This window comes from Cobetia sp. MB87, assembly GCF_011319755.1.
In the GTDB taxonomy this organism is placed as follows: Bacteria; Pseudomonadota; Gammaproteobacteria; order Pseudomonadales; family Halomonadaceae; genus Cobetia.
The window spans coordinates 550199-575420 of sequence record NZ_VFBC01000007.1 but is presented as its reverse complement, the minus strand read 5'-3'; the positions used below and the strand labels follow the sequence as shown (position 1 = coordinate 575420).

At 60.6% G+C, this 25222-nt stretch carries 23 protein-coding genes; 3 read left to right on the top strand and 20 right to left on the bottom strand.

What is annotated here, in order from left to right:
• Positions 1–5: 5 nt before the first annotated feature.
• Both CDPAHKCJ_RS08610 and CDPAHKCJ_RS08605 read right to left on the bottom strand, forming a co-directional pair.
• On the bottom strand, positions 6–1061 hold the full coding sequence (locus CDPAHKCJ_RS08610) for a methyltransferase (protein ID WP_166019434.1): 1056 nt from the start codon (positions 1059–1061) through the stop codon (positions 6–8).
• Positions 1062–1141: 80 nt separating this feature from the next.
• On the bottom strand, positions 1142–2083 hold the full coding sequence (locus CDPAHKCJ_RS08605; RefSeq protein ID WP_166019433.1) for a methyltransferase domain-containing protein: 942 nt from the start codon (positions 2081–2083) through the stop codon (positions 1142–1144).
• Positions 2084–2365: 282 nt separating this feature from the next.
• Between CDPAHKCJ_RS08605 and CDPAHKCJ_RS08600 the strand changes: the two genes are divergently transcribed.
• Complete coding sequence (locus tag CDPAHKCJ_RS08600) at positions 2366–3535, top strand: glycosyltransferase (RefSeq protein ID WP_166019432.1); 1170 nt, start codon at positions 2366–2368, stop codon at positions 3533–3535.
• A 516-nt stretch (positions 3536–4051) separates the two neighbouring features.
• On the opposite strand, the gene CDPAHKCJ_RS08595 is transcribed toward CDPAHKCJ_RS08600, so the two are convergent.
• Positions 4052–4273 (bottom strand): hypothetical protein, encoded by a 222-nt coding sequence (locus CDPAHKCJ_RS08595; protein WP_166019431.1) that lies wholly within the window; start codon positions 4271–4273, stop codon positions 4052–4054.
• Positions 4274–4444: 171 nt separating this feature from the next.
• Here CDPAHKCJ_RS08595 and CDPAHKCJ_RS08590 point away from each other — a divergent pair, with 171 nt between their 5' ends.
• Positions 4445–5146 (top strand): hypothetical protein, encoded by a 702-nt coding sequence (locus tag CDPAHKCJ_RS08590; RefSeq protein WP_166019430.1) that lies wholly within the window; start codon positions 4445–4447, stop codon positions 5144–5146.
• Between the two features lie 984 nt (positions 5147–6130).
• Here CDPAHKCJ_RS08590 and CDPAHKCJ_RS08580 read toward each other — a convergent pair.
• From CDPAHKCJ_RS08580 to CDPAHKCJ_RS08560, 5 genes are all read right to left on the bottom strand, one after another.
• Positions 6131–8215: a hypothetical protein gene (locus tag CDPAHKCJ_RS08580; RefSeq protein ID WP_166019428.1), complete on the bottom strand. Its 2085-nt coding sequence runs from the start codon at positions 8213–8215 to the stop codon at positions 6131–6133.
• 8 nt (positions 8216–8223) lie between these two features.
• Positions 8224–8604 (bottom strand): hypothetical protein, encoded by a 381-nt coding sequence (locus CDPAHKCJ_RS08575; protein WP_166019427.1) that lies wholly within the window; start codon positions 8602–8604, stop codon positions 8224–8226.
• A 17-nt stretch (positions 8605–8621) separates the two neighbouring features.
• Positions 8622–9494, bottom strand: a complete 873-nt coding sequence (locus CDPAHKCJ_RS08570) for a hypothetical protein (protein WP_166019426.1) — start codon at positions 9492–9494, stop codon at positions 8622–8624.
• A 12-nt stretch (positions 9495–9506) separates the two neighbouring features.
• Complete coding sequence (locus CDPAHKCJ_RS08565) at positions 9507–10766, bottom strand: hypothetical protein (protein ID WP_166019425.1); 1260 nt, start codon at positions 10764–10766, stop codon at positions 9507–9509.
• Positions 10767–10852: 86 nt separating this feature from the next.
• Positions 10853–14230, bottom strand: coding sequence for a hypothetical protein (locus tag CDPAHKCJ_RS08560; RefSeq protein ID WP_166019424.1), 3378 nt, complete (start codon positions 14228–14230; stop codon positions 10853–10855).
• Positions 14231–14447: 217 nt separating this feature from the next.
• On the opposite strand from CDPAHKCJ_RS08560, the gene CDPAHKCJ_RS08555 reads away from it, so the two are divergent.
• On the top strand, positions 14448–14738 hold the full coding sequence (locus CDPAHKCJ_RS08555) for a hypothetical protein (protein ID WP_082388878.1): 291 nt from the start codon (positions 14448–14450) through the stop codon (positions 14736–14738).
• A 4-nt stretch (positions 14739–14742) separates the two neighbouring features.
• Here the strand turns inward: CDPAHKCJ_RS08555 and CDPAHKCJ_RS08550 are convergent, their stop codons facing one another.
• From CDPAHKCJ_RS08550 to CDPAHKCJ_RS08495, 12 genes are all read right to left on the bottom strand, one after another.
• Entirely contained in the window at positions 14743–15141 is a 399-nt protein-coding gene (locus CDPAHKCJ_RS08550) for a hypothetical protein (protein WP_166019423.1), read from the bottom strand.
• Positions 15142–15174: 33 nt separating this feature from the next.
• The gene (locus tag CDPAHKCJ_RS08545) at positions 15175–18978 is read right to left on the bottom strand and encodes a hypothetical protein (RefSeq protein WP_166019422.1); all 3804 of its coding nucleotides are present in this window, start codon (positions 18976–18978) and stop codon (positions 15175–15177) included.
• Between the two features lie 71 nt (positions 18979–19049).
• Positions 19050–19241, bottom strand: coding sequence for a hypothetical protein (locus CDPAHKCJ_RS08540; RefSeq protein ID WP_054557059.1), 192 nt, complete (start codon positions 19239–19241; stop codon positions 19050–19052).
• 12 nt (positions 19242–19253) lie between these two features.
• Positions 19254–20000 carry a hypothetical protein gene (locus tag CDPAHKCJ_RS08535; RefSeq protein WP_166019421.1) on the bottom strand — a complete coding sequence of 249 codons (747 nt, stop codon included), beginning with the start codon at positions 19998–20000 and terminating at the stop codon, positions 19254–19256.
• Positions 20001–20003: 3 nt separating this feature from the next.
• Positions 20004–20444: a hypothetical protein gene (locus tag CDPAHKCJ_RS08530; protein WP_166019420.1), complete on the bottom strand. Its 441-nt coding sequence runs from the start codon at positions 20442–20444 to the stop codon at positions 20004–20006.
• Positions 20441–21019, bottom strand: a complete 579-nt coding sequence (locus tag CDPAHKCJ_RS08525; RefSeq protein WP_166019419.1) for a hypothetical protein — start codon at positions 21017–21019, stop codon at positions 20441–20443. Before CDPAHKCJ_RS08525 ends, CDPAHKCJ_RS08530 begins: the two co-directional genes overlap by 4 nt.
• 11 nt (positions 21020–21030) lie before the next feature.
• Positions 21031–21576 carry a head-tail adaptor protein gene (locus CDPAHKCJ_RS08520; RefSeq protein ID WP_166019418.1) on the bottom strand — a complete coding sequence of 182 codons (546 nt, stop codon included), beginning with the start codon at positions 21574–21576 and terminating at the stop codon, positions 21031–21033.
• A 7-nt stretch (positions 21577–21583) separates the two neighbouring features.
• On the bottom strand, positions 21584–21913 hold the full coding sequence (locus CDPAHKCJ_RS08515) for a head-tail connector protein (protein WP_054557054.1): 330 nt from the start codon (positions 21911–21913) through the stop codon (positions 21584–21586).
• Positions 21914–21990: 77 nt separating this feature from the next.
• Entirely contained in the window at positions 21991–23226 is a 1236-nt protein-coding gene (locus CDPAHKCJ_RS08510) for a phage major capsid protein (RefSeq protein ID WP_166019417.1), read from the bottom strand.
• 15 nt (positions 23227–23241) lie between these two features.
• Entirely contained in the window at positions 23242–23844 is a 603-nt protein-coding gene (locus CDPAHKCJ_RS08505) for an HK97 family phage prohead protease (protein WP_054557052.1), read from the bottom strand.
• Positions 23841–25061: a phage portal protein gene (locus CDPAHKCJ_RS08500; protein ID WP_166019416.1), complete on the bottom strand. Its 1221-nt coding sequence runs from the start codon at positions 25059–25061 to the stop codon at positions 23841–23843. The genes CDPAHKCJ_RS08505 and CDPAHKCJ_RS08500 overlap by 4 nt, the downstream gene beginning before the upstream one ends.
• Entirely contained in the window at positions 25058–25222 is a 165-nt protein-coding gene (locus CDPAHKCJ_RS08495; protein ID WP_166019415.1) for a hypothetical protein, read from the bottom strand. The genes CDPAHKCJ_RS08500 and CDPAHKCJ_RS08495 overlap by 4 nt, the downstream gene beginning before the upstream one ends.

The window sequence follows — 25222 nt, the reverse complement described above, 5'->3', positions numbered from 1 at the left end:
GGGAATCAGCGCGCCTTGCGTGCACGATAGACCTTGAACTGGCGCGTTTCGGCCAGCACTTCAAACTCGCCGAAGGCCGCCTGCAGCAGATCGGGATACGGCAGAAAGGCGTTGGCGACCAGCGTCAGAGTGCCGCCGGGCATCAGGTGACCCGGTGCCTGGCTGATCAGGCGCGCCGCCGGTCCGTAATCGATATCGCGCTCATGATGGAACGGCGGATTGGCCACGATGGCCTCGAACCGCTCCCCCTCGAACGTCGCGAAGACATCACTCAGGCGTACGTCCGCCTCAAGCCCGTTGAGCGCCAGGCTGCGACGGGTCGCCTCCACCGCAAAGGCACTGACGTCGCCTGCCATCACGCGCGCACCGTGACGCGCCAGCCAGCAGCTGATGATGCCGTCACCCGCCCCGATATCCAGCGCACGCTTGTAGCCACGGGTCGGCAGGTTCTCCAGCAGCAGCGCGGTACCCGGGTCCAGCTTGGCATTGCCATAGAGCCCAGGATGGCTGGTCAGTCGCATCTCCAGCGCCTCGAATTCGCCCCAGCCTTCTGTCCATTGTCCAGCCACTGCCAGTGGCGATTCACTGCTGGCAGCCTGTTCGGCCGTCAACTCACGCGTAACGGATGACCAAAGCTGACAACGGCGCGCGGTATCGTCCTTGCGCGCCATCATCCCCAGCGCCTTGAGGATGCGCTCAGCTCGCTTGATGCCGCCGTTGACCTCGCCCACCACCTTGATCGGCGTACCCGCCGGCAACACATGGCACAGCGCCACCAGCCACCACTCGCCCAGCGCGTGCGCCTTGGGCCAGAACACGATGGCGCCCGCGGCTTGCGCGATCGTGTCGTCAGCTCGCGCATCGGCGAAGGACACCGCATGGCTGACCCGGTGCCCTGCTTCCCGCGCGGCATTCACGATGCCGGTATCATGACCCCAGACACGCCGCTGACGGTCCGATGACAGCCACCAGTCATCACGCGGTGCGGCGACCCACAGCCAATCACGGAAATCACTGTCCTGACGCTCAAGCAGCTGACAGGCGGGGGTTTGAGCAGACATGAAGACTCCAACAGGGTAGGAAGATACGGACACCGGCGAGAGCGCCGGATATCGAAACAATGCGGTTTTGCGGGGCCGCCTCAGGCCGGGCGCACCAGCTCATAGTGCAGATAGCGGCCCAGATAGACGAAGGGGGACATGCGCCAGTGCTGACACTCGAGCGCCAGCAATTTCTGCATATCAGCCTCGCTCAGCGGGTCGCGTGAACGCAGATAGTCGTGGAAGACGCGCAGCCCGGTCAGCTCACGCACTTCAAGCCCCGCCTCCGCGGCCCACTGGCGTATCTCGCCATCACGCAACGGTGAAATGGGCGTCAAGCGCTTGCCAGTGCCCCACCCTGCCAGACGCCCTTCCAGCACCTTGTCGAAATTGCCCTTGCTGACATTGGAAAATGCCAACGCATCGCGATTGAAGACACTCAGCGACATGACGCCGCCGGGTGCCAGCAACTGCGCGAGCAAGGCAAATCCCTCCCGGGGATCGACCAGCCACTCCAGTACGGCGTGGCACACCACCACCGGCCACTGTTTGTCCGTCCCAGCGGCAAAGCCCTGCAGGTCACACCCCTCCCAGACCAGCCGCCCAGCGAACGGCTTATCATTCGACAACGCGTCGGCGTGACCTGGCACTTGCGGATCTGACGCCGCCTGAGCCGCCCAGGATTGATCAGCCGTCGTACCAGCGGACAGCCCCTGGCCTTGTAGCGCAACAGTGCTCAGGAAGCGTTCCGCGCGCTCACGCATCTCGCCAGAGGGTTCGACCAGCGTGAGATGATGCCCGCGCGTGAGCCACCAGTGGGCTGTCTGCCCGAGACCGGCACCGATTTCCAATACCGGTGAAGGCGGCAAATGCGAGAAACGCTCATCCATCAGGCGCTGGGTGAGCGCAAGACGAACACGGCCGCGCTCCGTGGTGTAGAAACCACGTTCGAACTTGTCGGCCAGACCGTCGAAATGACGATCAGCGGTGGCACGGCGAACGCGAGAAGCGCCAGCGCGGGGCGAGGTTTTCGGCTCAGGCATGAAGAATATCTTGGCGAAGGAGAAAGAACTGACGAAGCGATGGTGCAGATAATGCCTCACTCACTCGCCAAAGGCACTTCTCGGTGCGGATGAACCGCCCGCTGATGCCGCTGACGGCCCGCCGCCACGCATTTCCTCCGCCAAATGGATCGGCGTAGAATGGCGCCTGCATCGAGGGGCCAAGGAACGGCACATGGCAAGGAAAGAGGTCATGGGGCAGAGAAAGACCGACACTTGATCGACTTGAGCACATCGACTCCACTTCCGACATAGACCTCAGCCATGAAACAACGCGTCCTGCTAATCGTCCGCAAGCTCAACATCGGCGGTATCCAGCGCAATACCGTCAATCTCGCCAATGTCTTGCACCGCGAAGGCCATGAGGTCCATGTACTGGTATTGAAGGGCGAACTGGAGCTCGTCCCGGATGCCGGTGTGCACCTTCATCAGGTCGATTTCGACAAGGCATTCCGCAAGACGGGCATCGGCCTGTTCTACGACCTGTTCACCCGCCTGCTGCTGGCACCCTGGATCAAGGGCTCAGGATACGTCTGGCGAGGCTATTACGGGGGTCACTACCTGCGCCGTTTCGTCGCGCGCCTGGAAAAGGAATACGGCCCGCTCGATCGGGTCATCACGCGCGGTCAGGGCGCCTTCGAGACCTTCTGGTCGTGGCGCGACCCTCGCCTGTGGCAGGTGGCGGTGTCATGGCCCGGCGATCTGAAAGAGGGCTGGCGACAACGCTTCCTGTTGAGCCGCCTGTATAGCGGCAAACAGGTCGTGTGCAACACCGACAATGTGCGCCAGCAACTGGAAAGCCTGCTGGACCATCACGGGATCAAGGCGGCGAGACTCGCGACCATCGGCAACGTCTGTGATCTGGATGCCATCACCGCCATGGCAGAGGAAGAGGTGGAACTGCCCTCCCGCCCCTACGTGGTACAGGTGTGTCGCCTATCGGACGTCAAGCGTCAGGATGTGCTGATCAAGGCATACCTCGCCTCAGGCATCGAGGAAGACCTCGTCATCGTCGGCGATGGCCCCAAGCGGGAAGCCACCGAAGCGCTGATCCGCGAGCTGGGCATCGGCGACAGGGTCCATCTGATCGGTAGCCGCCTGAATCCCTATCCGTGGATGAAGCACGCCCGCCTGTTCGTGCTCAGTTCACGCAGTGAGGCCTTCGGCATCGTGCTGGTGGAGAGCATGTGCTGCGGTACGCCGTGCGTGGCACCGGATGTCCCCGGCGGTATTCGCAATGTCTTGATCCATGACCAGGCGCGCCTGATCTCCGAGGACTCCATCGAGGCGCTGGCAGCCAAGATTCGCGAAGGCCTCGCCAACCCGCCGGCACTCGACTCGGACCCGGAGCTGATCGAACGCTTCCGCGATACCCGCATCATGCAGGAGTTTCTGTCCCTGCCCACTGATGCCGTGACCGCAGATTCTCGCTGACACCTGAAGCCCTGCGTTTGTCGAAAGACTCCCTTGCAGGGCTTGCGCTTGCGCCTCCCCGCGGCGCTGAACTGGCAGGACGATTGGCTGGCAAGACGATTAGCTGACAATACGATTGAGTGAAAAGACAATCGACAGACACGACGATGCGATGTCCAGACCAAGAGTCAGGGCATGGGTGATCGAGTATCGGATAGGAAGATCAAGTGCGGCAGTTCTTGATCCAAGCCTGAAGCCAGGACGGGCGCTGCACACAGAGCAAGGGCCGAGCACACAACGAACGGTACAGAGAAGACGACAAGGCGATGACGCAGAAGGCAGGACAGACAACGTCGCCCCGAAGGTGGGCTTGCTGGCGCCCCCTGCAGGAGTCGCACAAGCCCGACATTGCTGGCCTAAAGGGCATATTTATACCTCTACCATACATGTCACCATACACGGTGCACAGCTATGGACTGAGACATCTCTGCACGGCTTTGAGAATCGATCTTCTCACATTCTCATAGTACCGCTAGCTCACACCTCGACCACCACCACCGGCAGGCTCGGCGCCACACCAGTGATCTGGTCCCCCTCCACGTAGACCATGCCACCCACCTGGGCATCGCCCTGGCAGGTGCGCACCCCACCCCCTACCAGATCCACGCGAACGCGCGAGCCACTGACGCTGATCACCTCGCCTACTTGTCGCGGCGTTGCTGGCAGCAACGCTAGCAAGCGCCTGTACGGGTTGGACATTGACTAATCCTTCTTCTCGCTTGACATTCAGTAATATAGCTCTACAACTCGACATAAAATGACTTACAAAGCATACTAAGTTGTAAACTGTAATGATTAGGATCGCGCAACTATAGTGATAACCCTCACGTCACTCAAAGAGTTGTTGATCTATGTTGAATTAGAGATTACTTGAAAACATTATCTTTCAATCTACTAAAAGAATCCATAATTATGATTACAGAACATTTAGCGCTCTGGGGAGCTATAACTGGCACGATCGGCACAATAGCAGGTATTGTAAACTTATGGCTAAGATTCAAGCAGCATAACTTAGATAAGCCGAAACTTGTATGTATTGCTGATTTTCAATTCTACGATCCAAGCACTCCAACCCATAGTCTAGTAGCTATTAATGGCGGGAAAAGACCCATTACCATAGATAAAATAAAGTATTATATCAATCCACCAAGCTGGAAACTTAAAATAATAAAAAGCAGATCTCACAAATTACATGGATTCAGCTATATACAAAAAACTCGAAAGCTTACAATCGAAGAAGGACAAAATAAAGCATTTAATATTGACATACCCAATGGTCTTCCAATACACAATATTTATAAAGTATCTTTTTATGATCAAACAAACAAGGAATGGCATGTAAAATGGCCACGAACTTCAAAGTTAAAAAAACTAACTAGTCAAGAGTTGATTCATGAAAGAGAAATAACATCTGATAATTTAACTACTATAATGAAAGGATGGAGATTAGGTAACAGCTACTATATTGAATTGATAACCAATTCAGACACTGAAAGTAGCAAAAACTCTAAAAAATTCTATAGAAACCTAACCTCAGTACAGTATGACAATATAATAGCCACTCTAGAGTGAATAAAAATCGCTAAAGATCGAATGAGCTCAATACAACTTCATTGATGACATTACAATCTAACAGTAAGCCTAAAACTATGAATATGATTACTATCGGTAATGCAGATTGGAAGGAAAAATTTGTAGAGATGTTATGGCTATACGGAGAACCAAGCCTTACACATCTAGACGAGTGCGTAACATTTAAAGATAAACACTTGCCATCCAAAATATACAAATTTATAAACCTAGATAACATGAGCAGGGTTATTAAGAGCATAGAAGATAACAAGATATATCTGAACAGCCCTAGTAACTTTAACGACCCTTACGACAGTATGTGCAAGCTATCAATAGCCAGGCTTTTAATTGTTATAAGAAGACAGGCGAAGCTACATAAAGCCATCAAAGAAAGACTGAACTTTAACTACTGCAAAAACACCAGCCAAGATATATCGCTCAAATTAAAAACCTTTAAAAAGGAGCAAAGAGAAAATCTTGATAACGAAAAAGACAGAATTCTAAATAGATTTAAAGACATACTGCTCATATCCTGCTTTACCGAAGATTATCAATCTGTCTTAATGTGGGCTCATTATGCTAAAAACCATACTGGCATTTGTATAGAATATGACATTTCCGGACTGAATGAACTTCACATACTGCGAAGGGGACTGCATCCAGTAATCTATAACAATAAAATGATCGACATAACCAGTCTGATCTTTCGCCAGCTGAACAATCAACCTATCAATCTTTTATTAATACTCAAGTCAACTATATATAAAAGCATAAATTGGAGCTACGAAAAAGAATGGAGACTGCTAATCAAAAAGTCTTCTAACAATTATATCATCGCACCAAAGCCTACCAAGATATTCTTGGGCTCTAAAATTGATGGTAACAATGAACTAATCCTGAGAAAGCATTGCGATAGGCTATTAATAGATGTATCGAAAATGCGCCACTCCGAGCATGAACATAAAATGATACACTATTAAAAATTCATAAATAGAATCTCTGCAGCTCGATAGACTGGCGCACGCTCAGGGCACGCCCCTGCAGGCTGGCGCTGACGCTCACGCCACGCGAGACACCACGCCAGCCATCGCACTCGATCATCATGCCAGGCAGCAGCAGGCCGCCCAGAGAGGCCGCCAGGGGCATCTGCAGGCTCTCGGTGCTCTGGCGTAGGGTAGCGGCCAGCTCAGCGATCCCGCGCGACTGGGCCGGTGCCTGATCGGTGATCAGGGCATCCACCACGGTGGGTGCCAGCTGATCGCCTGCGGTGCCCTGCCGGATGATCTGGGCCTGGATGCCGCCGGTGTCGCCATGCAACCAAACGGCATTGCGGGCATCACCTGGCTGCTGATCGCTGCCCAGCTGGGTGATGATGTCGCGCGGCACCGCCAGATCGACCTCGGCCTCAGACCAGCGCCAGGGCGCTGCCTCGAAGCGGGGCGCGACGATGATGGTCTGATCCTGCTGGTGGGCCTGCACATAGCCGCCGGCCGCCTGGGCGATCCGCGAGATGGCGTCGATGGGCGCGAGGCTGTCATAACTCCACGCGCCGGCGGGCACCACCCAGTCAGTCATGCGCCAATCCAGTGACCAGCCCTCTGGCAGCTCAGCACGGGCGAGCTGCGAGGCGGTGGCCTGGCTGTCCTCGGTGTAGCTGCGCGCGGTGGCGTAGGGCGCGCCCAGGTACGCCGCGAGCGAGCGGCCGCTGATGGTCACGCTATGGCTCTGCCAGCTCTCAGAGCGTCGCCAGCCATCCACCAGGCACCGCCACTGCTCGCCATTGATCTCGGCCATCACCTCCACCGGCTGGCCATCGGTGCCAGTCACCAGCGCTTGAGCGTCACTCCCTGCCAGGCCGGCAGAGAATGACCATGCCCAGCTGTCAGCGTCGATGCTGAGCGTCATCTGGGTGGCCGGCAGCTCCAGGCCATCGGAGAGGCGCACCAGGCGCGCGGAGTTTTGCACGATATAGAGCCTTTTGACGGGAATGGTCGGGGTGGGTATCTCACACGTCAGACCGAACTGCAGCACCCACGGGGCGCTCGGCATGGCGTGGCAGAATTGCAGGGTGGTGCTGCCCTCCACCGGCTCGAGCACCGGCGGCTCAGGCGGATCTGGCGGCAAGTCGATGCCAGGCGGTGGCCGGCGGGCCTGCTCCCAGGGCACGCGCCAATCGTCGCCGGTGGTGCGCCCCTGCTGATAGGGCACATCCATCGTCACCGGCTCGAGGGTGCGGGCCTCCTCATAGCGCGAGCGCCGGCGGGCATCATTGCGCGGCGGGTGCTGATAGCCACTCGAGCGAGCAGCAGCGATGCCCTGCCCCTGCTCCCATACCGGCCGCGAGGATCTGCCCGCGCGGGGCAAGCTCAGCCATGCACTGCCGCTGAGGGTGCCCAGGATGCGCTCGGCCTGCTCCCACCGCGAGCCACTGATGGCATCGGTGCGGGGCCGTGCCGACCACTGGCCGCCCTGGCTGGCCGCAAGCGTTGCGCCCTGCTCGAAAGCTGACGCGGTGGCCCCATAGGGGCGAGCCGGCTGCTGCCAGCGCGTGCTGCCTTGGGCCTCGAGCGGGACCGCGTTCTCGAAGCGAGCACCGGCACTATCTGATGGCCCACGAAAGACATTGATCTCGCGGGTCAGCGCGACATCGACCACCGCCGGCGCACCCAGCGTAGCCACCAGCGAGATGTCGATGCCATGCTCGAGCCGGATCTCTGCCGTCACCGGCGGCGTGGTCACCTCCAGGCTGAGCGACTGGATCAGCTCGAGCTGCGCACGCACGGTGGCCACTGGCATCACCAGGCTGGCCGCGATCTCGATAGCACCACCCTGGGCGAGTCGAGCATCGAGGGATGGCGGTGTCAGCTGAGCATCGAGCACCAGCTCGCGCGGCAGCTCCACCGCCTCAGTGGCACCACCAAAGCCAAGCACGACATTGCCACCCGCCGGCGGCGTATAGTCACCGGCGAACAGCAGCAGCAAACCAGGATCGCCCCCCAGGCGCAGCTCGAGCGCTCGCGCATTCCAGGGTGTAAGACCCTGGACAAACTGCAGCCTGATCTCTCTCACGGTGCCCCCTAGCCCTCAGCGAATACCATGCGGCTGATCCGCGTCAGTATCCCGCGATAAATCGTTGTCGAGCTGATGGTCACGTCAGCGCCTGATCCCTCGATGCCGACATCCAGATCCATCACCCAGGCACCCTCGCCATCGACCAGGCGCGACCAGGTGGCCTCGCCATCAGCATCGGCCATCACCTCCTCGAAGGCTGCCCCCGTCAGGACGCCACCAGAGAGATCGGCGGCGAATGGCTGGGGCACCTCCAGCGTGGCCAGCGCCACCTGATCGGTGACGGCAGCGCCAGGCGATGGGCGGGTGCCGGAGTACACAACAAATGACGCCGGCGAATCGCCAGCATCTATCGCACCGGCGATGGCCGCCAGGCGTGCATTTTTCACGCTTGTCGAGAAGCTGATCACGGGCTGTCCTCCACCTCAGAATGCACGTTGTCTGACACGACAGCGTTTTGCTGCAGGGTGTGATCGAAGGCCATCACGTAGAACGCGATGCGCGTATCGAGGTCAGTAAAGCGGTATTTGCCATCGGGACCGCTCCACGTCTCGCGTGCAATGCGGCCAGTGGCACGCTCATGCACCCGCACCCGCCGGCTGACGGGCTGGGCCTGGATGTCCAGCACGGTGCCGGCGATCACGCCACGGCGCTCGGGTATGGGCAAAACGCCCCCAGGGTTGGCCGTATTGGCCGCCCCGCCACCGAACATGAGGTCCGCCACATGAGATATGCGCCTGCTGATAGTGCTTTCCACGCTGAGCATCCCGCTGAGCGTTACCGCCCCAGGGTTGGGAATCCCGCCATAATCGTTGACCAAATGAGTCGAGACTGGCGGCAATGCTTTAATATCAGTTGACACTAATTCTATTTCGATATGGTCAACAAAGACTGCATCCTCCCCTTCTTTTACCGCAATATTTTTGAAGTAACGCAGCTCGATAATGTCACTATTTACCTTATAGCCTGGCAAGGTTTCTTTTTGCCAATCAACTTCATTTCCATAACCACCCGTGACATCGCCATCTAAATAGAAAATGTTATGGGCACCATAGGTGCTTTTCCTAAAGTATAAGCTGACAATGCCGCCTTGCGTATTGGGTATCAGGCTCGATAAATCGAGATAAGAATATTTTGTTCCTGTCTCGTCCATGGGCGGCGTTCTGAGCGCATAGCTGCCATCATAGGCCGGCTGCGCGCCATCGTCCGTCACTATCCAATCGCCTGATATATGGCTGCGCCAGCTGTCATCCTCGAAGTCAATCGTAATCGTTGGCATCGCATCTGCACCTTATTCCCAATGATCGAGATGGAAGCCAATCAAGTACGGATGATAATTGCTGATGACTGTCCATTCCGTAAATGATACAGAGTCGTACTGCCCATGATCTCTGGCGGTTGCCAGCATGAATAGGACTGGCCGCCCCTCGAGGCTGGGCACGTCATCCAGTATCTGCATATCATAGAAAGGAACGGTGCAAAGCGGCTGCACTATCCCAGGCATATACCCCCTGAGAGCTTGATAAGCGGTTGAACCTTGTATTTCCTCCAAAACACCAATCTTTCCAGATGCAACATAAAATCCGTTATCCGCTGGGTTTGGCGCACTAAATGCGCCGCCTATTCTTTTCCCGTACCCTAGCAAGTTAAAACTTACGGACTCTGGTATCTGAGTGTATTTTCTGGATATCTTGCGAAGCTCCTCATCATCAGATTCCTCAAGCCTGAGAAAATCGTTATACATATCATAATTTGTACTCGACCACCCAGCTGAGCTATTAATTCCATTCAAAATGAAATGGTGTGCATCGGCGGGGCGCACACTATCAAAATTACCTAGCACCATAATTGCGCGTTTGCTTGAGCGCCCATAGCTTAGGGCAAAGTAGACTAATTTACCGTTAGTAATAAGCACCCAATCTCTTTTCCCATAGGAATACTTTGCGTATTTATCCTCCCAATAACGATGAGACGCTGGCCACCATTGCTTCATCGTCTCTTGATAATCGGAGAGATCGGTATAAATCTCAGCGACTGTCATTTTTACGCAATCCGCCGAAGAGGTAACATCGCTATCCGTCGGGTCATCATCCGTCATGATCACAACATGATCAGTGGCATCAGGCATGGTCGAGCGGAACGATGCCTGATAGGTGGCGGCGTCCTCGTCGATGAACTCCCATGACTTGGACGGACTGGCCTTGATCTCCATGCTCTCGCCGGTCGCAGCGCCAGCGCTCGGGGCAGTGTCGGGGGCGAACGTCAGCCAGCCGGTGCCCACGCTCACCACTCGATGCTCGCCATTGTAGCCGGCTTGATCCGCACCGCTGATCTCGATCACCTGCCACGGCAGGAAGCCATGCCCAGTGCTCAGATTGACGGTGGCAAGGCCGGTGCCGCTATCGAACTCCATGCCGTCAATGGGCATGAGATTGAAGCCAGTTGAAAGGCAGGCTTTCATCAGAGCGATCATCTCGCCTGGCGTTTGATCTGACAGCACCGGCGCGCCGCCCATGTTGCTGCTAAACCACTTCACGGGAAAATCGGCCATCTTGAACGTCTCCAGAAACAAGGCCGCCCAGCGAGTGGCTGGGCGGTTGAGGGATAGGGATAGAGGGTTGCGCCTGCCGCCTATGGTCAGGCGTTGGCGTTGCCACGGATCTGCAGCCGGAAAGAATCTTGCTGGCCGCTGGCCGGCCCCTGCAGGATCACGCGCGCTAGCCACATCGGGAAGCTCGCACCGATGGTCGAGAAGCGGATCACGTTGCCATTCACCCAGCCGGCCCCGAAGCCAGCTGCCTTGAGCGTCCAGTAGGGTACGCCCTGATTCGGGTTGGTAGGCGAGCTGTCCTCATTGGTGCTGCCCACGCCGATCTCGCCCACGGTGCGGCCGATGATGCGGAACGTGCTGGAGCTGGTGAAGATCAGCGCCCAATCCTCAGTGATGGCCCCGCGATTGGTGATGATCGGCGGGTAGGTGGTCACGTTGTACTCGGCCAGGGTGCCATCTGCGCCATCGTTGTCATCTTTGCTCCAGTCTCGATCCCAGCTCGAGAGATCGAAGAAATCAGCCACGCGCGCTTGCAGATCACCGGCCACCATCGCGGCGCTGACCAGCGTATCGCCGGCGGGGTAGTCATGGCTCAAATTGCCCTTGAGGGTCAGCGCCCCCGATAGATCCACGTCACCCACCAGCAGCATGTCCTCGACGCGGTGCAGGGCGTACCAGGGTTCGGGGTGGGTGGCCGTGTCAGGTGCAGCGAGCTGCACGGTGCCGGCGTCGAGGTCTGCACTGTACTGGGTGGCCGGCACCTCCTCGCCGGTGGCGTCCTCCACCACCAGACTGGCCAGCCGCGAGCGGCCGACATCCAGCGTGGTGCCGCCACCGATCCCCAGCGGGAACGGGGCGCGAGCAGTGTGATGCACCACCACCACGCCGCCGGCGCGATAGATAGGCACGCGGCCATCGCTGGGCAGGCGCACGGGGTCGATGCCGATCAGCTCAGCCTCGAGCGGCAGCGTGGTCAGAATGACGGCATTGAAGCGCGCGGTGCTCGGGATCACCTGGGTGGGCCGCCAGATCATGCCGGCGTCATCCACGGCCGTGGCGTCGTACCAGGATTCGGCGCGCTCGGCAGCGCTCAGGCTGTCATTGCTGACCAGCGCGCCGAAAGTGACGCGCACCACTCCCGTCTCGAAGCTCACGCTGCCTGACATCTCGTCACCCTCGATCTCGCCAGAGAGTGCCGCCTGGCCGGTAATCGAGCGGCCGTCGAGCGTCGTGGCCTGGATCAGCAGACCACCCACCTGCAGCGGCGAGCCTGGCGTGCGGAAAAACGCCTCATCGAGCGTCCAGGTGCCGAAGGTGCTCACCAGCGTTTTGACGGTGATGGTGGCGCTGGTGCCGCTCGGCCAGTCAGTGATGCGCGCATCGCCGGTGCCATAGTCGATGGTCCCCGCGAGAACGCCGGCCCCGTTGCTGGTCACGCTGCGATAGAGACTGCCCTGGCGGTCGATGAACGTATCGCCTCGGAAGATGAAAGACAGCGTGCCAGGCACGACGCTATCTTGCAGCAGGGGCATCAGCTCGACATCGAGCGGGGCGAGATCCTGGGTGATGGTGTGGGTGGTCGGGGCGGCGCTGTCCAGCTGACTGGTCAGCCAGACGCTCGAACCATTCTCGAAAACGTCGCGCTTTTCTTTGCTGCCCCACTCGCGGTGCGTGGCGTCGCCATCATCCCATTCGCTGACCTCGCGGACCTTCTCGACCTCGAAAGTCACCGCGCCGGTGGCGTAGTCGATGCTGCCCTCCCAGCCGCCACTAAAACCACCCTGCCCATCATCGGTGATGGTGTAGGTGACATCGGCCTCGCCGCCATTCTGCTCGACAGTCTCCCAGGTGCCGGTGCGCGGACTGCTGCGCGACTCGCTCTCGCTGCTCGACCAGGTGCGCACCACCGACCAGGTGATGGCGACGCTACCAGGACGCACCGGCGCATCGCTGATGCTGAGGCTGACCAGGCCGGCCCCGTTGGCAGACGGCAGAAATTGCTCGGTTTTCGGTGCCCCGTAGTCATATTCGATCTCGACCTGGGTGCTTGCATCTGGGAAGGCATCGCCATTGAACTCGACATACGCCTCGCCAGGCTGGGGCGCGCCACTGCCGTCGGCATAGCCATAGACCACGCGGCCGGTGGCTGCGCCGCTGAGGCTGCCCAGGCCATCATCGGTGGCCGTCTTCTCGCTGCCGCCAGAGATCCAGCGCACGGTAACGCTGCCAGGCATCACGCCGGCGTGATCGAGCACGAACGTCATCCAGGGTTTGTCGATGGTGGCCTGGCCGGCGCGGTCCTCATAGTGGGCCGGCGTGCCCCAGCTGAACAGCACCGAACTGCCGACATCCGGCAGGCCGCCCAGCGTCACGCTGACAGATCCGGTGGCGTAGTCCACGCGCCCCGCCCCGCTGCCGCTGAGATCGCCATTGGCGTCATCGTCGCGCAGCTCATACCACTTGCCCAGCGAGCGATAAGCGATCACCACGCTGCCAGGTGCCGGCAGTGGGTCCAGGCGGCTGACATAGGTGAAACCGCGATTATTCAGCTCGATAGCGATCTGGGTGGTGCTGGCGATCTGCGCCACCTCGAAGGTCGAGCCACCGCTGCTGACGCTGATGGTGGCCGTGCCGCCCACCTGCACATCGGTCACCGCCTGCTCGGTGGTGGTCGCCGGCACAAGCGGCGCATAGGTGCTGGCCACGGTGACGCTATTGGCCCCGAAGGTGGCCGGCTGGGTCAGGGTGCTGACGCCATAGTAACGGGCGGCATCAGTGCTCTGCCCCTCGCGGATCACGGTATCGGGGTTGAGGGTGCCAGGCTTGGGCTGCACACCATAGACACGCTGGCGCAGCGCGGTGGATAGCCCCAGTGTCAGCACGCGGCGCTCGAACGTCTGCACGTTGCTGCCGTTCTCATACTCAAACGTTCTGATCTCGTGGTCGATCTCTGAGATGCGCACATATTGGACCTCGCCGGCGGCATCGCCCTGCTCGGTCATCAGCGCCAGCACATCGCCCAGATCGGGCAGCGTAGCCTCTGGCATCTGAAACGTGATGATGCTGCGCTGGCCGGCCAGCTGATCGCCCAGCAGCGTCATGCGCGAGGTCGCGCCGGCGGTCACATAGCTCTCGACATAATCGCGGGACTCGGCACGCTCATCAGATGGCGAGCCGGTATCGAACATCACCACGCTGACATTCGGATCAGCCGGCACCTGGTCAATGATCGCGTGCGCGCCGAAATACTGGGCGGTGTTGTCGGTCAGTACGCCGGCACCCACCTTGCGCAGCGAGGTGCGCCCCGCTGCGCGATCAAGATCAGAGATGTCATCAAAGATGTCATTGCTCGCGCCATCGGTCACGGGACGGCCAGTCAGCCGGCCACCGCCATCGGCGTTGTCGGTCATGCGCTCAGACTGCAGGATGCGGATGTCGCCGCTATGGATTGTTTCGTCGGCCATTGGGCTGGCTCCTATAAGTTGCTACGCCTTTCTGCGGTATAGCTTGATCACTTTCATGCTTATGGGTATTTGTCCAGCCGATAACCATTATTCGTTGACCAGATGTTAAATATTAATTCGTCGTAGCATGTAAATGTTTCTTTGACTTACTGCCCGTACATTTCGATAGTTATCTCGCACGTTTAATGTTCAATCCAAAATCACATGAGAGCTAAATATGACAGGCAAAATCAGAAGATCCGAGCTACAAATTGATAAATACTCATACACTTGGAGTAGGGATAGCGGGGATGGTGAATACGCTGGCGAACTTGATAGAGCGAGAATTGATAAAGATGAAGGCTATGAAGTTCTTCACTTCATAGAGTCATTGATGAATAAACTAGGGTTAACGGGAGCAGACAGCATTCATGAAATTGAAGACTTACTACATTCACCTAGCCTTTCAGAAATCGATATGCGCAAAGATTTAGAAGAATTGATCACACCCGTGATATCTGCGAAGTGAAAGATCAAGCCGTAATCAGGCGCAGCGTGATGGTGTAGGGGTGATCCGCCCCTTGGCCGCCAGCGGCGAGGCGATAGACCTCGGTGGCCGTGACCGCCTCACCACTGGCACGATCGAACACGCAATCGAAGGTTTGCCCATCGCCCCAGGTGAGCGTCATGGGCGTACCGTCAGCCCGCGGTGTGGCCGCCAGCTCAGTGAGAGCCAACGCGGTGGCGCGGGTTACCCAGGCCCCGTTGCCGCTGGCGAGGGTGATGGGCCGCCCTGCCGCCTGCGCGGATTCCTCGATGATGAGTGCCCCCGTCAGCGTGGGCGTCTGCACTTGGCCGACGCTGTGGGACACCAGCTCATCGGTCCACTGGATGTCATCGGGCAGCACAATGCCCTCAAGGGTGATCGCCATGGCGTTCTCTCAATAGAAATGAAACGCCCGCCATCAGCGGCGGGCCGTCGTGCGTGAGGCTTGGGTCAATCTGTCAAGGAAGGCATCGGCCTCGCTCTCATCCACACCGTTCAGCGTGACCTGCTGGCCGGCGATGTTGAGATCCACCGCCACGCGGCGTTGAGCCTGCACCGACTGGGTGAGCTGGCTGGTACGGTTCTGGGCGTCACGGTTGTTCTCGCGCTGGGTGGCCTCAGCCTCCTGCACGTTTCGCTGACGCTCAGCCTCATCTGCCAAAGCCTGCTGCTTCTCCTGCTCAGACTGGGCGCGGATATCCTCAAGGCGCAGATCATGTGCGCGTTCCGCGAGCCGCAGCGACTCCTGCGCCGCGCTGATGGTCTGAGCATCGCCCAATGCCCGGGCGGCGTTGAGCGCCTCCTGAAGCTCGGTCTGTTGCTGCTGATACCGCAGCGCCTCGACCTGGGCGCTATCGCCCTGCAGGCTGGCGAGCTCCGAGCGCAGACTGGCCAAGGTGTCACTCACGCTGTCTGACAGCGACTCGACCTGACTGCGCACCGACTGAATGGCGCTTTCGAGGCCGGAAAGATCCGACTCATCGAGCAGGTCGAAGCGGCTTGAGAGATCGTCCATGTCCTGTGAGAGTGCGCTGGCTGGCGCCCGCCCTGCCTCGATCTGATCGGTCAGCGATTCCACGGCGATCTTCTGCTCGAGGAAGGCGATCTCGGTCTGACGTGACGTAGTGGCGAGGTCCGTCATCCAGGCCGTGAAGCCGGTGGAGTCGAGACGGGTGGCGAGGTTGTCGCGAAGATCACCGATTTCATGATCCAACTCGGCAATGCGGTCCTGCATTCCCTCGATGCCTTCGGCCTGGGTATCGATCCCCCAGTCAGTCGCGAAGGCCTGATAAGCGGCGTCACTGAGTGACCGCATCTGCTCTTCCGTCTCGTGCAAGGCATTGCTCATCAGCTGAGCAATGGTCTGGGCACTGCGTGTGACAGAGGCCTCCACCGTCTTGGCCGTGTCGGCAGAGGCCTGCTGCGCCTTGTCTCCCGTGTCCCGGGCTGCCTTGGCCGTGGCTTCCTGCGCCTCGATCCACTGCGCCTTGAGCGTGCGAGCCCCGGTCACGCCATCCTTGACCAGCCCATCGAGAACCGCGCCGAAGGCCTTGATGCCTTCCTTCGAGCTGATCTGCTCCTTGGCGCCGACATAGGCACGGCTCAGCTCCTTGGCGGACAGCTCACCGGTGGAGGCGATCTTGGTGAAGGCATCAATGGCCGAGCGTTCCGCCTCGGTCACACCGGTGCGAATCTCTTCCAGGGTGGTGCCCATGTCCTTGGCCAGGCGGGCACCGGCAGACTTCCACTTGGTCGCGAGAGAATCCGCGCCGCTCACGCCGTCATTCACCAGCCCATCGACCTGATCCTTGAGGGCGGCGATCCCCTTGTCAGACTTGATCTTGTCCTGCGCCTTCTCGAAGGCCGTCGCTAGCTGCGCCGCACTCAATTCACCACTGGCCGCCAGCGTGGCGAAGGCATCGAGGGCTTCCTGCTCGCTATCCGCGATACCACTGGACAGCTCGCCAAGCGAGGTGCCGAGAGATGTGGCAGCGTTTTCCAGAGCCTTCTGGCGTTTGGCGGCCGCATCCGCTGCCTGCTTGGCGGCCTTCTCTTCCTCCTCGGCCTGCTTCTTGGCGGCAATGGCCGCAGCCTCAGAGGCAGCGGCCTGCTTGGCAGCAGACTTGGCGGCTTTCTGCGCGGCCGTATCGCTGTTATCGAAGGCGTTGGCCGCGTCCTTCCCTGCCTCGGCAGCCTGTTTGAAGTAACGCGCGGCATCCTTGTTGAGGTCATAGAGCGTCTGTTCTGCCGCCTTGGCCTTGGCCTGCGCCCTGGCGACTTCTTCATCGGTAGCAGCGCCAACCTTGTTCAGCAACTCGAGCGACTTGGCGTTGAGCTGCAGCACACCGGTGCTGACGCTTGCGATGCCGGCCGTCAATCCGGCGGCCGCTGACTGCACCAACCGGAATACGGCCAGCAGAGAATTGCCCATAAACTGGCCGGTATCGACGACCGACTGCATGGCACCGCCAATCTGATCGCGATGCTCTATGAAACTGCGCGCCCACTCACCGCCGGTGCGAATCACACCCCCGATGGCCGTGGCGAGGTCGTCCAGCAGCCCGGGGTTTTCCGCCAGAGCCTTCTCGAAGTCAGCGGACACCTGATTGACCGCCGGTGACAGCTCGCCCATCAGGCGATTGCTCAACCCTTGTAGTCGGCCTTGCAGGCGGGTGATGGCGGCATCGGTCGCTTGCAGATTGGCGATCTGCTCGGGGGACATGATCAGCCCCACCTCGCTGGCCTCTTCCATCAGAGCTCGGAGTTCAGCGGCATTATTGGCAAGCAGTGGCTGCAGGCGTGTGGCATCGTCTGCCAGCGATTCCAGCAGGTTGACCTGAGCTGCCTGGGGCAGATCCTTCATGGCATCAGCCAGGCGCAACATCATCTCGTCTGGCGCCAGCTCGATCAGCTCCTCAGCCTTGATGCCCAGAGCATCGAGGGCGTCCTGAGCCTCACCGCCGCCGTTCTGGTAGGCGTCACCAATCTTGTCGGCAGTGTCCTTGAAGATATTGCCGGTCTTGTCGGCATCGATACCGGCACGCTGAAAGGCGTACTGATAGCCCTGCAGCGCCTGAGTGGAGATACCCAGCGAGCGCGACGTGATATCCAGCTGCTGGGCCATCTCGGCCTGCTGAGCGGTGTAGCGCGTGGCCCATCCGACGGCCAGCCCTGCCCCTGCCACCGTGGCGGCGGCAGCACCGGCAGCCCACTGTTTGAGTGAGGCACCCGCTTTCTTGAAGCGGCTTTCGCTGCGCTCGGCTGCCTCACCGGATTCGCGGGCGGCCGCGGCGGTCTCACGCAAGCCGGATGCCAGCGAGGTCACGTCGTCTTCCAGCTCACGGGATTGGCGGGCCAGGCGCTGTTCTTCATCGGCCAGGTTGTCGATGTCCACACCCGCGGCGTGGGCATCCTGCTGCAGGCGCGTGAGCTTCTGGGCCTGAGCCTCATGACCGGCGGTCGCCTTGTCGGCTGCCGCGCGGGCTTTGTTGAGGGCCTTTTCCTGCTGCTTCAGTTCGCGCTCGACCGGCTTGAGCTCGGCAGTCAGCTGGGCCGCACTGGCACTGGCGTTCTGCCACTCTTCCTTGGCCTCATCCGTCGCTTCTCGCTGCTGCTGAAGCTCATCACGCAGGCTGTTGAGGCTTTGCGCCTGGGCATCGTAGGCATCCTTCGCCTGATCCACTGCACCACTGGCCCGCGACAATGCCTGCCGCTGCTCGTCGGTGGCGCTGGCGCTCCGGCCGATCTCGGACTTGAGGTCACGCACACGCTGGGCGGCATCACGCCATGCCTGACGTGCGGCGGTGGTGGCGGTCTGGGCGCCCTTGTAGCTGGTCTGCAGCTGGGTCAGCGTCTGAGTCTGGGCGACATGCGCCGCCTTGGCGTCGTCCGCCTCTTGAGCAGCCCGCTGTGTCGCCAGCCGCAGCGAGTCCGCACCATTGGCGGAATTCTCATACGCGGCCTGCAAGCCGTCAGCCTTGTCCACGGCCTCGCGCATGGCAGTCCCGGCGTCATCCACGACCGCCGCGACCTTGTTGATCTGGGTGACCAGCTTCTGTTGCTGGCCGATGGCCGACATTTCTTCAGAGAGGCGCTCGACCTCGGCTGAGGCCTCGCTGCTATCCTGCCCGAGATTGTCCAGCTCGCTCATCAGCTTGCCGATGTCTTGCAGCCCATCGACCGCGGCCTGAATGCGCAGCTGAATGTCACTCTGATTGGCCATCGTGTCGTGCTCCGGACATGAAAAAGCCCGCCAGATGGCGGGCTAGGTGGTGCAACTCACAGCAGGCAGGCTCAGACCTTGCCCGCCTTCTTCAATCGATCCAGCTGGCGCACCTCGAGGGTGAGGGAGTCGCCGGCGGCATACTCCTTACCGCCGTGGCGGTGCGCCTTCCTGAGCTTGACGCTCACCGAGTCGGTGGGCTTTGCCTCAGTGCCGGGCTTGGCCTCAGTGCCAGTCTTGCCCGTAGCAGTCTTGTCGGTCATGGCTCGCTCCCGTTAGCTGTACATGGTGGCGGTGTAGGCGGCGCCCTTGCCGGGCGGCACCACCAGCGAGCCGGACAGCTGCCCGGTGATGAACTCGGTGCCCATCAGCTCGGTGGCCTGATCCGCCGACAACACGGCACGGAAGATCTCGACCCGGGTACGCTTGCCGGTGGCGAGGTTGATGCCATCCACCAGGATGTAACGCGGCTTGGAGATCTCGGTGTCCCCCATTACGCGATGGCCGGTGACCGCCTCGGTGTCGTAATCCACGGTGACATCGCCTGCCGCGGCAGCGGTACGCGCCTTGATGAGGCCGGCACTCAGGTTGATGTCGCAGTCAGCCGTGACATCGGTAGCGTCCTTGGTGACCACGACACTGCCCGCGGCCAGCGAGGAATGCGGCAGCGCCGCCCAGGCCCCTTCCGTCAGGGTCAGCGCCTCACCGGTCACGCTGTCAGCTTCAGCATCGGCAAGCTCTGCCGTGCCGCCAAGCGTCTCCGCCAGCATGCTGGCCGGCATGGAATCGAACTGGATGGTGACACTGGCCGAATCGCTGGGCAGGTTGACGGCATCCAGCGCCTGGCCGTAGTTGTCCTTCTGATAGGAAGGGCGAGAGATGCGGTTCACGCTGGTCGGCGTGATGCTCAGGGACGGCACGTTCATCGGGCCATTCAGGGCGCCGAACTTGCCATCGGCATCCACCTCGGCCATGAAGATGTCGCCAGACATGATCAGGCCTGTGTCTTTGAAGTCAGCCATGAGTTACCTCGTGCGGGTGTAGGTGATGGTCACGGGCAGATAGATGGGAAGAATGCGGCTGCCCAGCTCCGCATCATCCAGTTCGGCTTCACCAGTCGTGATGGCGACCGCCAGCCCATCCAGCAGTACCTGGCTCTCCGGATAGATGGCGTTGTAAAGATCATTGAGCAGCGCATCCTGACCGGCACGCCCATGCGTCTTGAGGTCGAGGTAGGCCTCGATCTGAAGGCTGATCGATTCCTTGCGCGTCCCCCGCCCGGCACGGGCATCCACATTGCTGGCCAGGCGACGGACATGCAGCAGTGGTAGCGGGGTCTCCGAGCGCAGGTTGATCTGGATGGCCTCGGTCTCGATATGCGCGATGTCGGTGGCATGGCCATTGGCCGTCGAGATGGCCGCCAGTTGCGCCACGAAGGCATCGATCACGCGGGTGATGGGCGTCATGTAGCTCTCTCCTTGGCCAGGCGAGCGAGGAAGCGTTGCTGGAGGTCGAAGGCGACCTGCTTGCGCAGCTCGCCATTCACCTGATGATTCCAGTGGTTCTTGAGGGTCCAGCCGTTGGCACGGGTGAGGCGACGCTGGCTGCCCTTGCGGTAGCGCACCAGCGGTGTCTTGCTGCCGCCCTTGGGATTGACGAAGCCATAGACCCGCATGCGCTGGCCGCCCTTGCGAATCCAGATACTGGCGCGGGTACCGGTGCCATCCTCCACCTCGGTGCGGTACTGCCAGAAATTGAATGGCACCGGTGAGCGGCTGAGCGTGAGGCTGGCGCTTGGCTGGTCCTTGCTGGCCTTCTCGACCGTGATGCGCGAGCGCACCGCCGTCGGCCTGACCTTGCCATCGGCGCTGATGTCATCGATGAGCTGCTTGCGGGTCGCGGATGCCTGCTCATTGATGGCCGAGGTCATCGCGCGGCGGGTGGCCGCGGGTAGCGCCCTGAACTCCGCCAGGCTATCGGTCAACCCCTCGATGGCCACGCCCTTGGGCAGCCGTGAGTTCTTGCCACGCTTGCGAGGCATGCGGCCTCCTGTCAGCGAGGAATGGTGAACAGCTGCACGGTGATGCCGTCATCGCTGCCTTCCACGATGCCTTCGATCTCGAGCGCCAGGCCGGCGATGTGAATCCTGTCGCCGGGCTCTGGCCACGGCCAGCGCAGCTCCGGTTGCAGTATCTCGACCACGTTGCGGGCCTCATTGGCCTGGCCGATGAAGACGTTCTGCCGGTGCAGCCATGCCTGAATGGGATAGGCCTCCCCCCTCATCGGCTCATACTCGGCCACCACGCCTTGCAGGCGACGCGCGGCAATCTCCACCATGCTGCGTGCCGGATCGAGGGATTCGATGATGAACAGCACTCCGTCGCGGCGGCGGATGATCTGGCCTGCTGCCAACTCATCGCGGGGCCGCATACGCACCAGCGTGGAAGATGGGGCACGGATACCCGCCTGCTCTTCTCGCCCGGCACTCTTGGGCTCCACGAATTCGGCCCAGACCTCACGCAAGGTGGGCCAGCTGGGCGGATGCCCGGTGCGGCTACCCAGCAGGGTGACGCGATGACGAAGCTGTCCGGCGCGCATAGTCACCTCATGCGAAGTGGTAATGGGTGTAGTGATCGACCAGGGCGCCCACGGCCATGGGTACCTCTGAGGTGATGGTGCCGATGACCACGGCTTCACGGGTCTCGTACCAGTGGCCGATCAGCAGCAGCATCGCGGTGGTGATGTCGTCATCGATGACCAGCGCGTGCTCATCCCCTTCTGCCGGGATGGCGTCGTGGGTTTCATACAGCGTGCGCCCCGTGCGTCCTTCAATGACGCGACGGGCCGCATTGGAATAGGTCTCGAGGAGCTGATCGTCCTCGGAGAAGTCCGGCTCCAGCCGGACGTGCAACTTGATGATGTCCAGCTCGAGCATCGGCATGCCTCATGGGGTTGGCCCCAACAGGCAAGGGCCGCGCGATGGCGGCCCTTGTGTCAGGTGGTGGGTGAGGATCAGGCCGCCTTGCCGGTCAGCGCCTTGATGGCGGCAGTGTCCTGCAGCACGCAATCGAAGCGATGGAAGGCGAGGAAGGCCGTCTGGTCGAACTCGGCATAGCGTTCGACCAGGCGCTTGAGCGTCATGTAGTTGATGCGGCGAATCACGAACTGCTGGAAGTCACCGGCGAACATGAATTTCTTGCTCGCGGCCATGTCCTCGAAGCCCTGATCAATGAAGTAGGACTGACCGAGTACCGTGGATGGCGCCAGGCCCGCGACGGCCGGCAGCCACAGCGGGCGACCCTGGCCATCTTCCATCTCGGTGATCTTCTGCAGGGTGTTGTCGTTGAAGCCCAGACGGAAGTTCGCCGCGCGACGGTACGCCGGATCAATGCTGTGGATCAGCTTGGTGATGTCCTTCCAGTTCAGGCTGGCCGCAGCGGCTGCCGCCACGGTGCCAGTGACCGAGGTAGCGAGGCCCTTGGGCTGCTGGGGAGTGCCGGCACCGGTACCGCTCACCAGGTACTTGGCTTCGGCGCGACCGATACGGGAGCCGATGCGCGAGGCCAGGAACCCCTCGATATCAAAGGCCGAGTCCTGCAGCAGCTCGTTGGAGACACGGATGACCTTGGAGCTCAGCTTCTTGGCGCCGAGGTTCTGGATGCCGAACTCGACATCCTTTTCACTGGCGGCGGTGTTCTCGCCCAGCAGCTCGCCCTCTTCCCCGGTACCGTCAGACACCGGCCATTCGATGGTGGCGCCATCGGAGGTAGTCAGGATCTGGGCGACCGAGGCCAGCCCGCCATAGTCCTGCATGGACTCATGGATGCGGTTGAGCATGGTGGTCGGGACGGTGTAGCCGCCCTTGTCATTCTCGCCCGCTGCCTGAGCTCGCATCTCACGCATGATCGCGCGCTGCTCTTTGCTCATGTTGCCCATGCCTTCACGCACGAAGGCATCGAAGGCCGCGGCACGCTGCTCATCCACGCTCGGGCCCTGGGACTGCCCAGCTTCCGGCGTCTGAGACTGGCCGCGCAGCTCCTCTTCGTTGTCACGCACGAAGCGCTGATCTGCATCGCGCAGGGCTTCTTCGCGATCGATCTTGTCCTGCAGGCCATCCAGCTCGCTCTTCATGGACTGCCACTGGCTGCGCTGCTCATCCTTCCATTCGGTGTCACCGGCATCTTCATGCATCTTGCGCATGTCCTTGGCGACGGCCGCGTACTTCTGCTTCAGTTCAGAGAGTTTCATGTAGCCTCCACGGGCTCAGGCATTGATGAGTTCAAGGAAGCGCTCGCGGGCGCGGCGCTGATTGACGGCACGCTGCGTGATCTCTCGGAGTTCATCGCAACGGGCTTGGAGCGACCGCTTGGCGGCGCCCGCATCGGGGTAGGCCGGATAGGTCACGGGGGACACATCCAGCAGGCGGCTGAATCGGTGGATAGTGCGCACGATGACGCCGTGCTCGTCCTCGCCCCACTCGTCACCATCGGGGGCGACTCGGAAGGCGAAGCTGGAGCCGGTGATGTCGCCCCGTGCCAGCGGCGCCATGACCAGATCACGCACCGACTGGGTGTCGGGTGGGTCGATCTCATAACGCAGGCCCTCTTCATCCACGGACAGCGACAGCGTGTTGCTGAGGGTGCGGCCGAGCACGAAGTTGGGGTCATGGTTGAACAGGGCGCGCACGTCATCGCCCAGCACGTTGTCGAATGCACCGGGGGCGATCTGCTCCTTGAACATGCCCATGATCATTTCGCTGCGCTTGTTGAAGACGGCGCCGTGGCCAATGATCCGCAACGGCTGGCCGTCTCCGCCCGCTTCGGCGCGGACCTCGCACGTCAGGGCGCGCTTTTCTGTCTCACTCATGATGTGGAGTCCTCGGGCGAGGGTGACTGGCCCAGCTGACTGGCTGGGGTGGCGTTGACGCTGATCAGCATCTCGCTGAGGCCATCGCGTGGGTTCATGTCTTCCAGGGCGCGGACTTCGTTGCGATCCATCCAGCCATCGGTGATGGCCTTGTGATAGAACTCGGCACGCTCCGTGGGGGTGCCGCGCAGCAGCCCGGCGAGGTTGAACTTGGCGTAGTAGCCAGCCCGACGCTCGGTGGGCGTGAAGATGGCGCGGTTGATCTCCTGCTCCCAGTTGATGACCCAGGGCATCATCGTGTGCCGCACGAACTGGATGGCCTGCTCGGAGATGTTCGAGAAGGTGGCCTTGTCCAGGTCGTTGATCATGTGCGCTGGCACGTTGAAGATGCCGGCCACCTCGGAGCGGTTGAGCTTGCGCGTCTCGAGGAACTGGGCGTCCTCCGGCGCGATGGTGATCGACTTGTAATCCAGCTGTGCGGGGAGCATCAGCGTCTTGTTCTCGGACTGGCGCAGACTGGCCACGGCCTTGGCCCAGGTCTCCTTGAGGCGATTCCAGCTGTCGGCGTTCAAGCTGTCCTTGACGGTGACAAGCCCGGTCGGGCGCCCGCCTCCCTCGAAGAAATCCTTGCCGTAGCGCTGGGCCGCCAGCCCGAGGCCAATGGTCTCGGCGTGCTGGCGCACCACGCTGACGCCGGTGCGATCGTGCGAGCCGAGTGCACGAACGTGGATCATGTCCTCGGTCGCGACGGCGCGTGAGCCATCCTCATCGGTGACGGCATATAGCCAGCGGTTGCCGCGCTTCACCGGACTGCAGTTCCACGGGCAATGGCGTTGCAGGGAGACGGCATTGCCCCGCGCATCCCGAACCACCTCGGTGTAGCCATTGCCCCAGCCAAGCACGTGGGACTGGGCCGTCTCGCGCCACTTGTAGCTGGTCTGCCAGTCGTTGGGCTCGTCATGCAGCAGCTGATACGCGGGGTGGTCCATGGCGGCGGTGATGACGCCGTTCTGCTTGCGCATGACGTGCAGCGGCAATTGCGCCAGCGAGGATGACAGCACGTAGATACAGGCGTAGACCGCGCCAAGCGTCATGGCGCTCTGCTGGTTGACCGTGATGCTGGAGTCGCCATGCAGATAGTCCGCCAGCGTCTGACCGGTGAGCGGTGTTGCCGGGTTCTCGACCGAGCGGGTGGAGAACAGTTGATCGAGAATCATGAGGCCCCCTTGCGCATGGCGCGTGCGCCGAGCAGTGCCAACACCAGTAGCAGGCTGCCACTGACCATCAGCGCGTCCGCGAGGCCGAATCGCAGGTACAGGCCGCCCGTCAGGCTGGCGAAGCCGGCCAGCCCGAGGGTGTCGAACAGTAGGTTTCGCAT

What these genes read in the sequence shown, in the direction of transcription:
- CDPAHKCJ_RS08600 (WP_166019432.1), top strand. Translation starts at nt 2,366, where the DNA reads ATGAAACAACGCGTCCTGCTAATCGTCCGCAAGCTCAACATCGGCGGT.
- CDPAHKCJ_RS08510 (WP_166019417.1), bottom strand. Translation starts at nt 23,226, where the DNA reads ATGAAACTCTCTGAACTGAAGCAGAAGTACGCGGCCGTCGCCAAGGAC.
- CDPAHKCJ_RS08520 (WP_166019418.1), bottom strand. Translation starts at nt 21,576, where the DNA reads ATGCGCGCCGGACAGCTTCGTCATCGCGTCACCCTGCTGGGTAGCCGC.
- CDPAHKCJ_RS08565 (WP_166019425.1), bottom strand. Translation starts at nt 10,766, where the DNA reads ATGGCCGATTTTCCCGTGAAGTGGTTTAGCAGCAACATGGGCGGCGCG.
- CDPAHKCJ_RS08550 (WP_166019423.1), bottom strand. Translation starts at nt 15,141, where the DNA reads ATGGCGATCACCCTTGAGGGCATTGTGCTGCCCGATGACATCCAGTGG.
- CDPAHKCJ_RS08495 (WP_166019415.1), bottom strand. Translation starts at nt 25,222, where the DNA reads ATGCGAAACCTACTGTTCGACACCCTCGGGCTGGCCGGCTTCGCCAGC.
- CDPAHKCJ_RS08515 (WP_054557054.1), bottom strand. Translation starts at nt 21,913, where the DNA reads ATGCTCGAGCTGGACATCATCAAGTTGCACGTCCGGCTGGAGCCGGAC.
- CDPAHKCJ_RS08595 (WP_166019431.1), bottom strand. Translation starts at nt 4,273, where the DNA reads ATGTCCAACCCGTACAGGCGCTTGCTAGCGTTGCTGCCAGCAACGCCG.
- CDPAHKCJ_RS08605 (WP_166019433.1), bottom strand. Translation starts at nt 2,083, where the DNA reads ATGCCTGAGCCGAAAACCTCGCCCCGCGCTGGCGCTTCTCGCGTTCGC.
- CDPAHKCJ_RS08555 (WP_082388878.1), top strand. Translation starts at nt 14,448, where the DNA reads ATGACAGGCAAAATCAGAAGATCCGAGCTACAAATTGATAAATACTCA.
- CDPAHKCJ_RS08530 (WP_166019420.1), bottom strand. Translation starts at nt 20,444, where the DNA reads ATGACGCCCATCACCCGCGTGATCGATGCCTTCGTGGCGCAACTGGCG.
- CDPAHKCJ_RS08500 (WP_166019416.1), bottom strand. Translation starts at nt 25,061, where the DNA reads ATGATTCTCGATCAACTGTTCTCCACCCGCTCGGTCGAGAACCCGGCA.
- CDPAHKCJ_RS08610 (WP_166019434.1), bottom strand. Translation starts at nt 1,061, where the DNA reads ATGTCTGCTCAAACCCCCGCCTGTCAGCTGCTTGAGCGTCAGGACAGT.
- CDPAHKCJ_RS08540 (WP_054557059.1), bottom strand. Translation starts at nt 19,241, where the DNA reads ATGACCGACAAGACTGCTACGGGCAAGACTGGCACTGAGGCCAAGCCC.
- CDPAHKCJ_RS08535 (WP_166019421.1), bottom strand. Translation starts at nt 20,000, where the DNA reads ATGGCTGACTTCAAAGACACAGGCCTGATCATGTCTGGCGACATCTTC.
- CDPAHKCJ_RS08525 (WP_166019419.1), bottom strand. Translation starts at nt 21,019, where the DNA reads ATGCCTCGCAAGCGTGGCAAGAACTCACGGCTGCCCAAGGGCGTGGCC.
- CDPAHKCJ_RS08505 (WP_054557052.1), bottom strand. Translation starts at nt 23,844, where the DNA reads ATGAGTGAGACAGAAAAGCGCGCCCTGACGTGCGAGGTCCGCGCCGAA.
- CDPAHKCJ_RS08560 (WP_166019424.1), bottom strand. Translation starts at nt 14,230, where the DNA reads ATGGCCGACGAAACAATCCATAGCGGCGACATCCGCATCCTGCAGTCT.
- CDPAHKCJ_RS08570 (WP_166019426.1), bottom strand. Translation starts at nt 9,494, where the DNA reads ATGCCAACGATTACGATTGACTTCGAGGATGACAGCTGGCGCAGCCAT.
- CDPAHKCJ_RS08545 (WP_166019422.1), bottom strand. Translation starts at nt 18,978, where the DNA reads ATGGCCAATCAGAGTGACATTCAGCTGCGCATTCAGGCCGCGGTCGAT.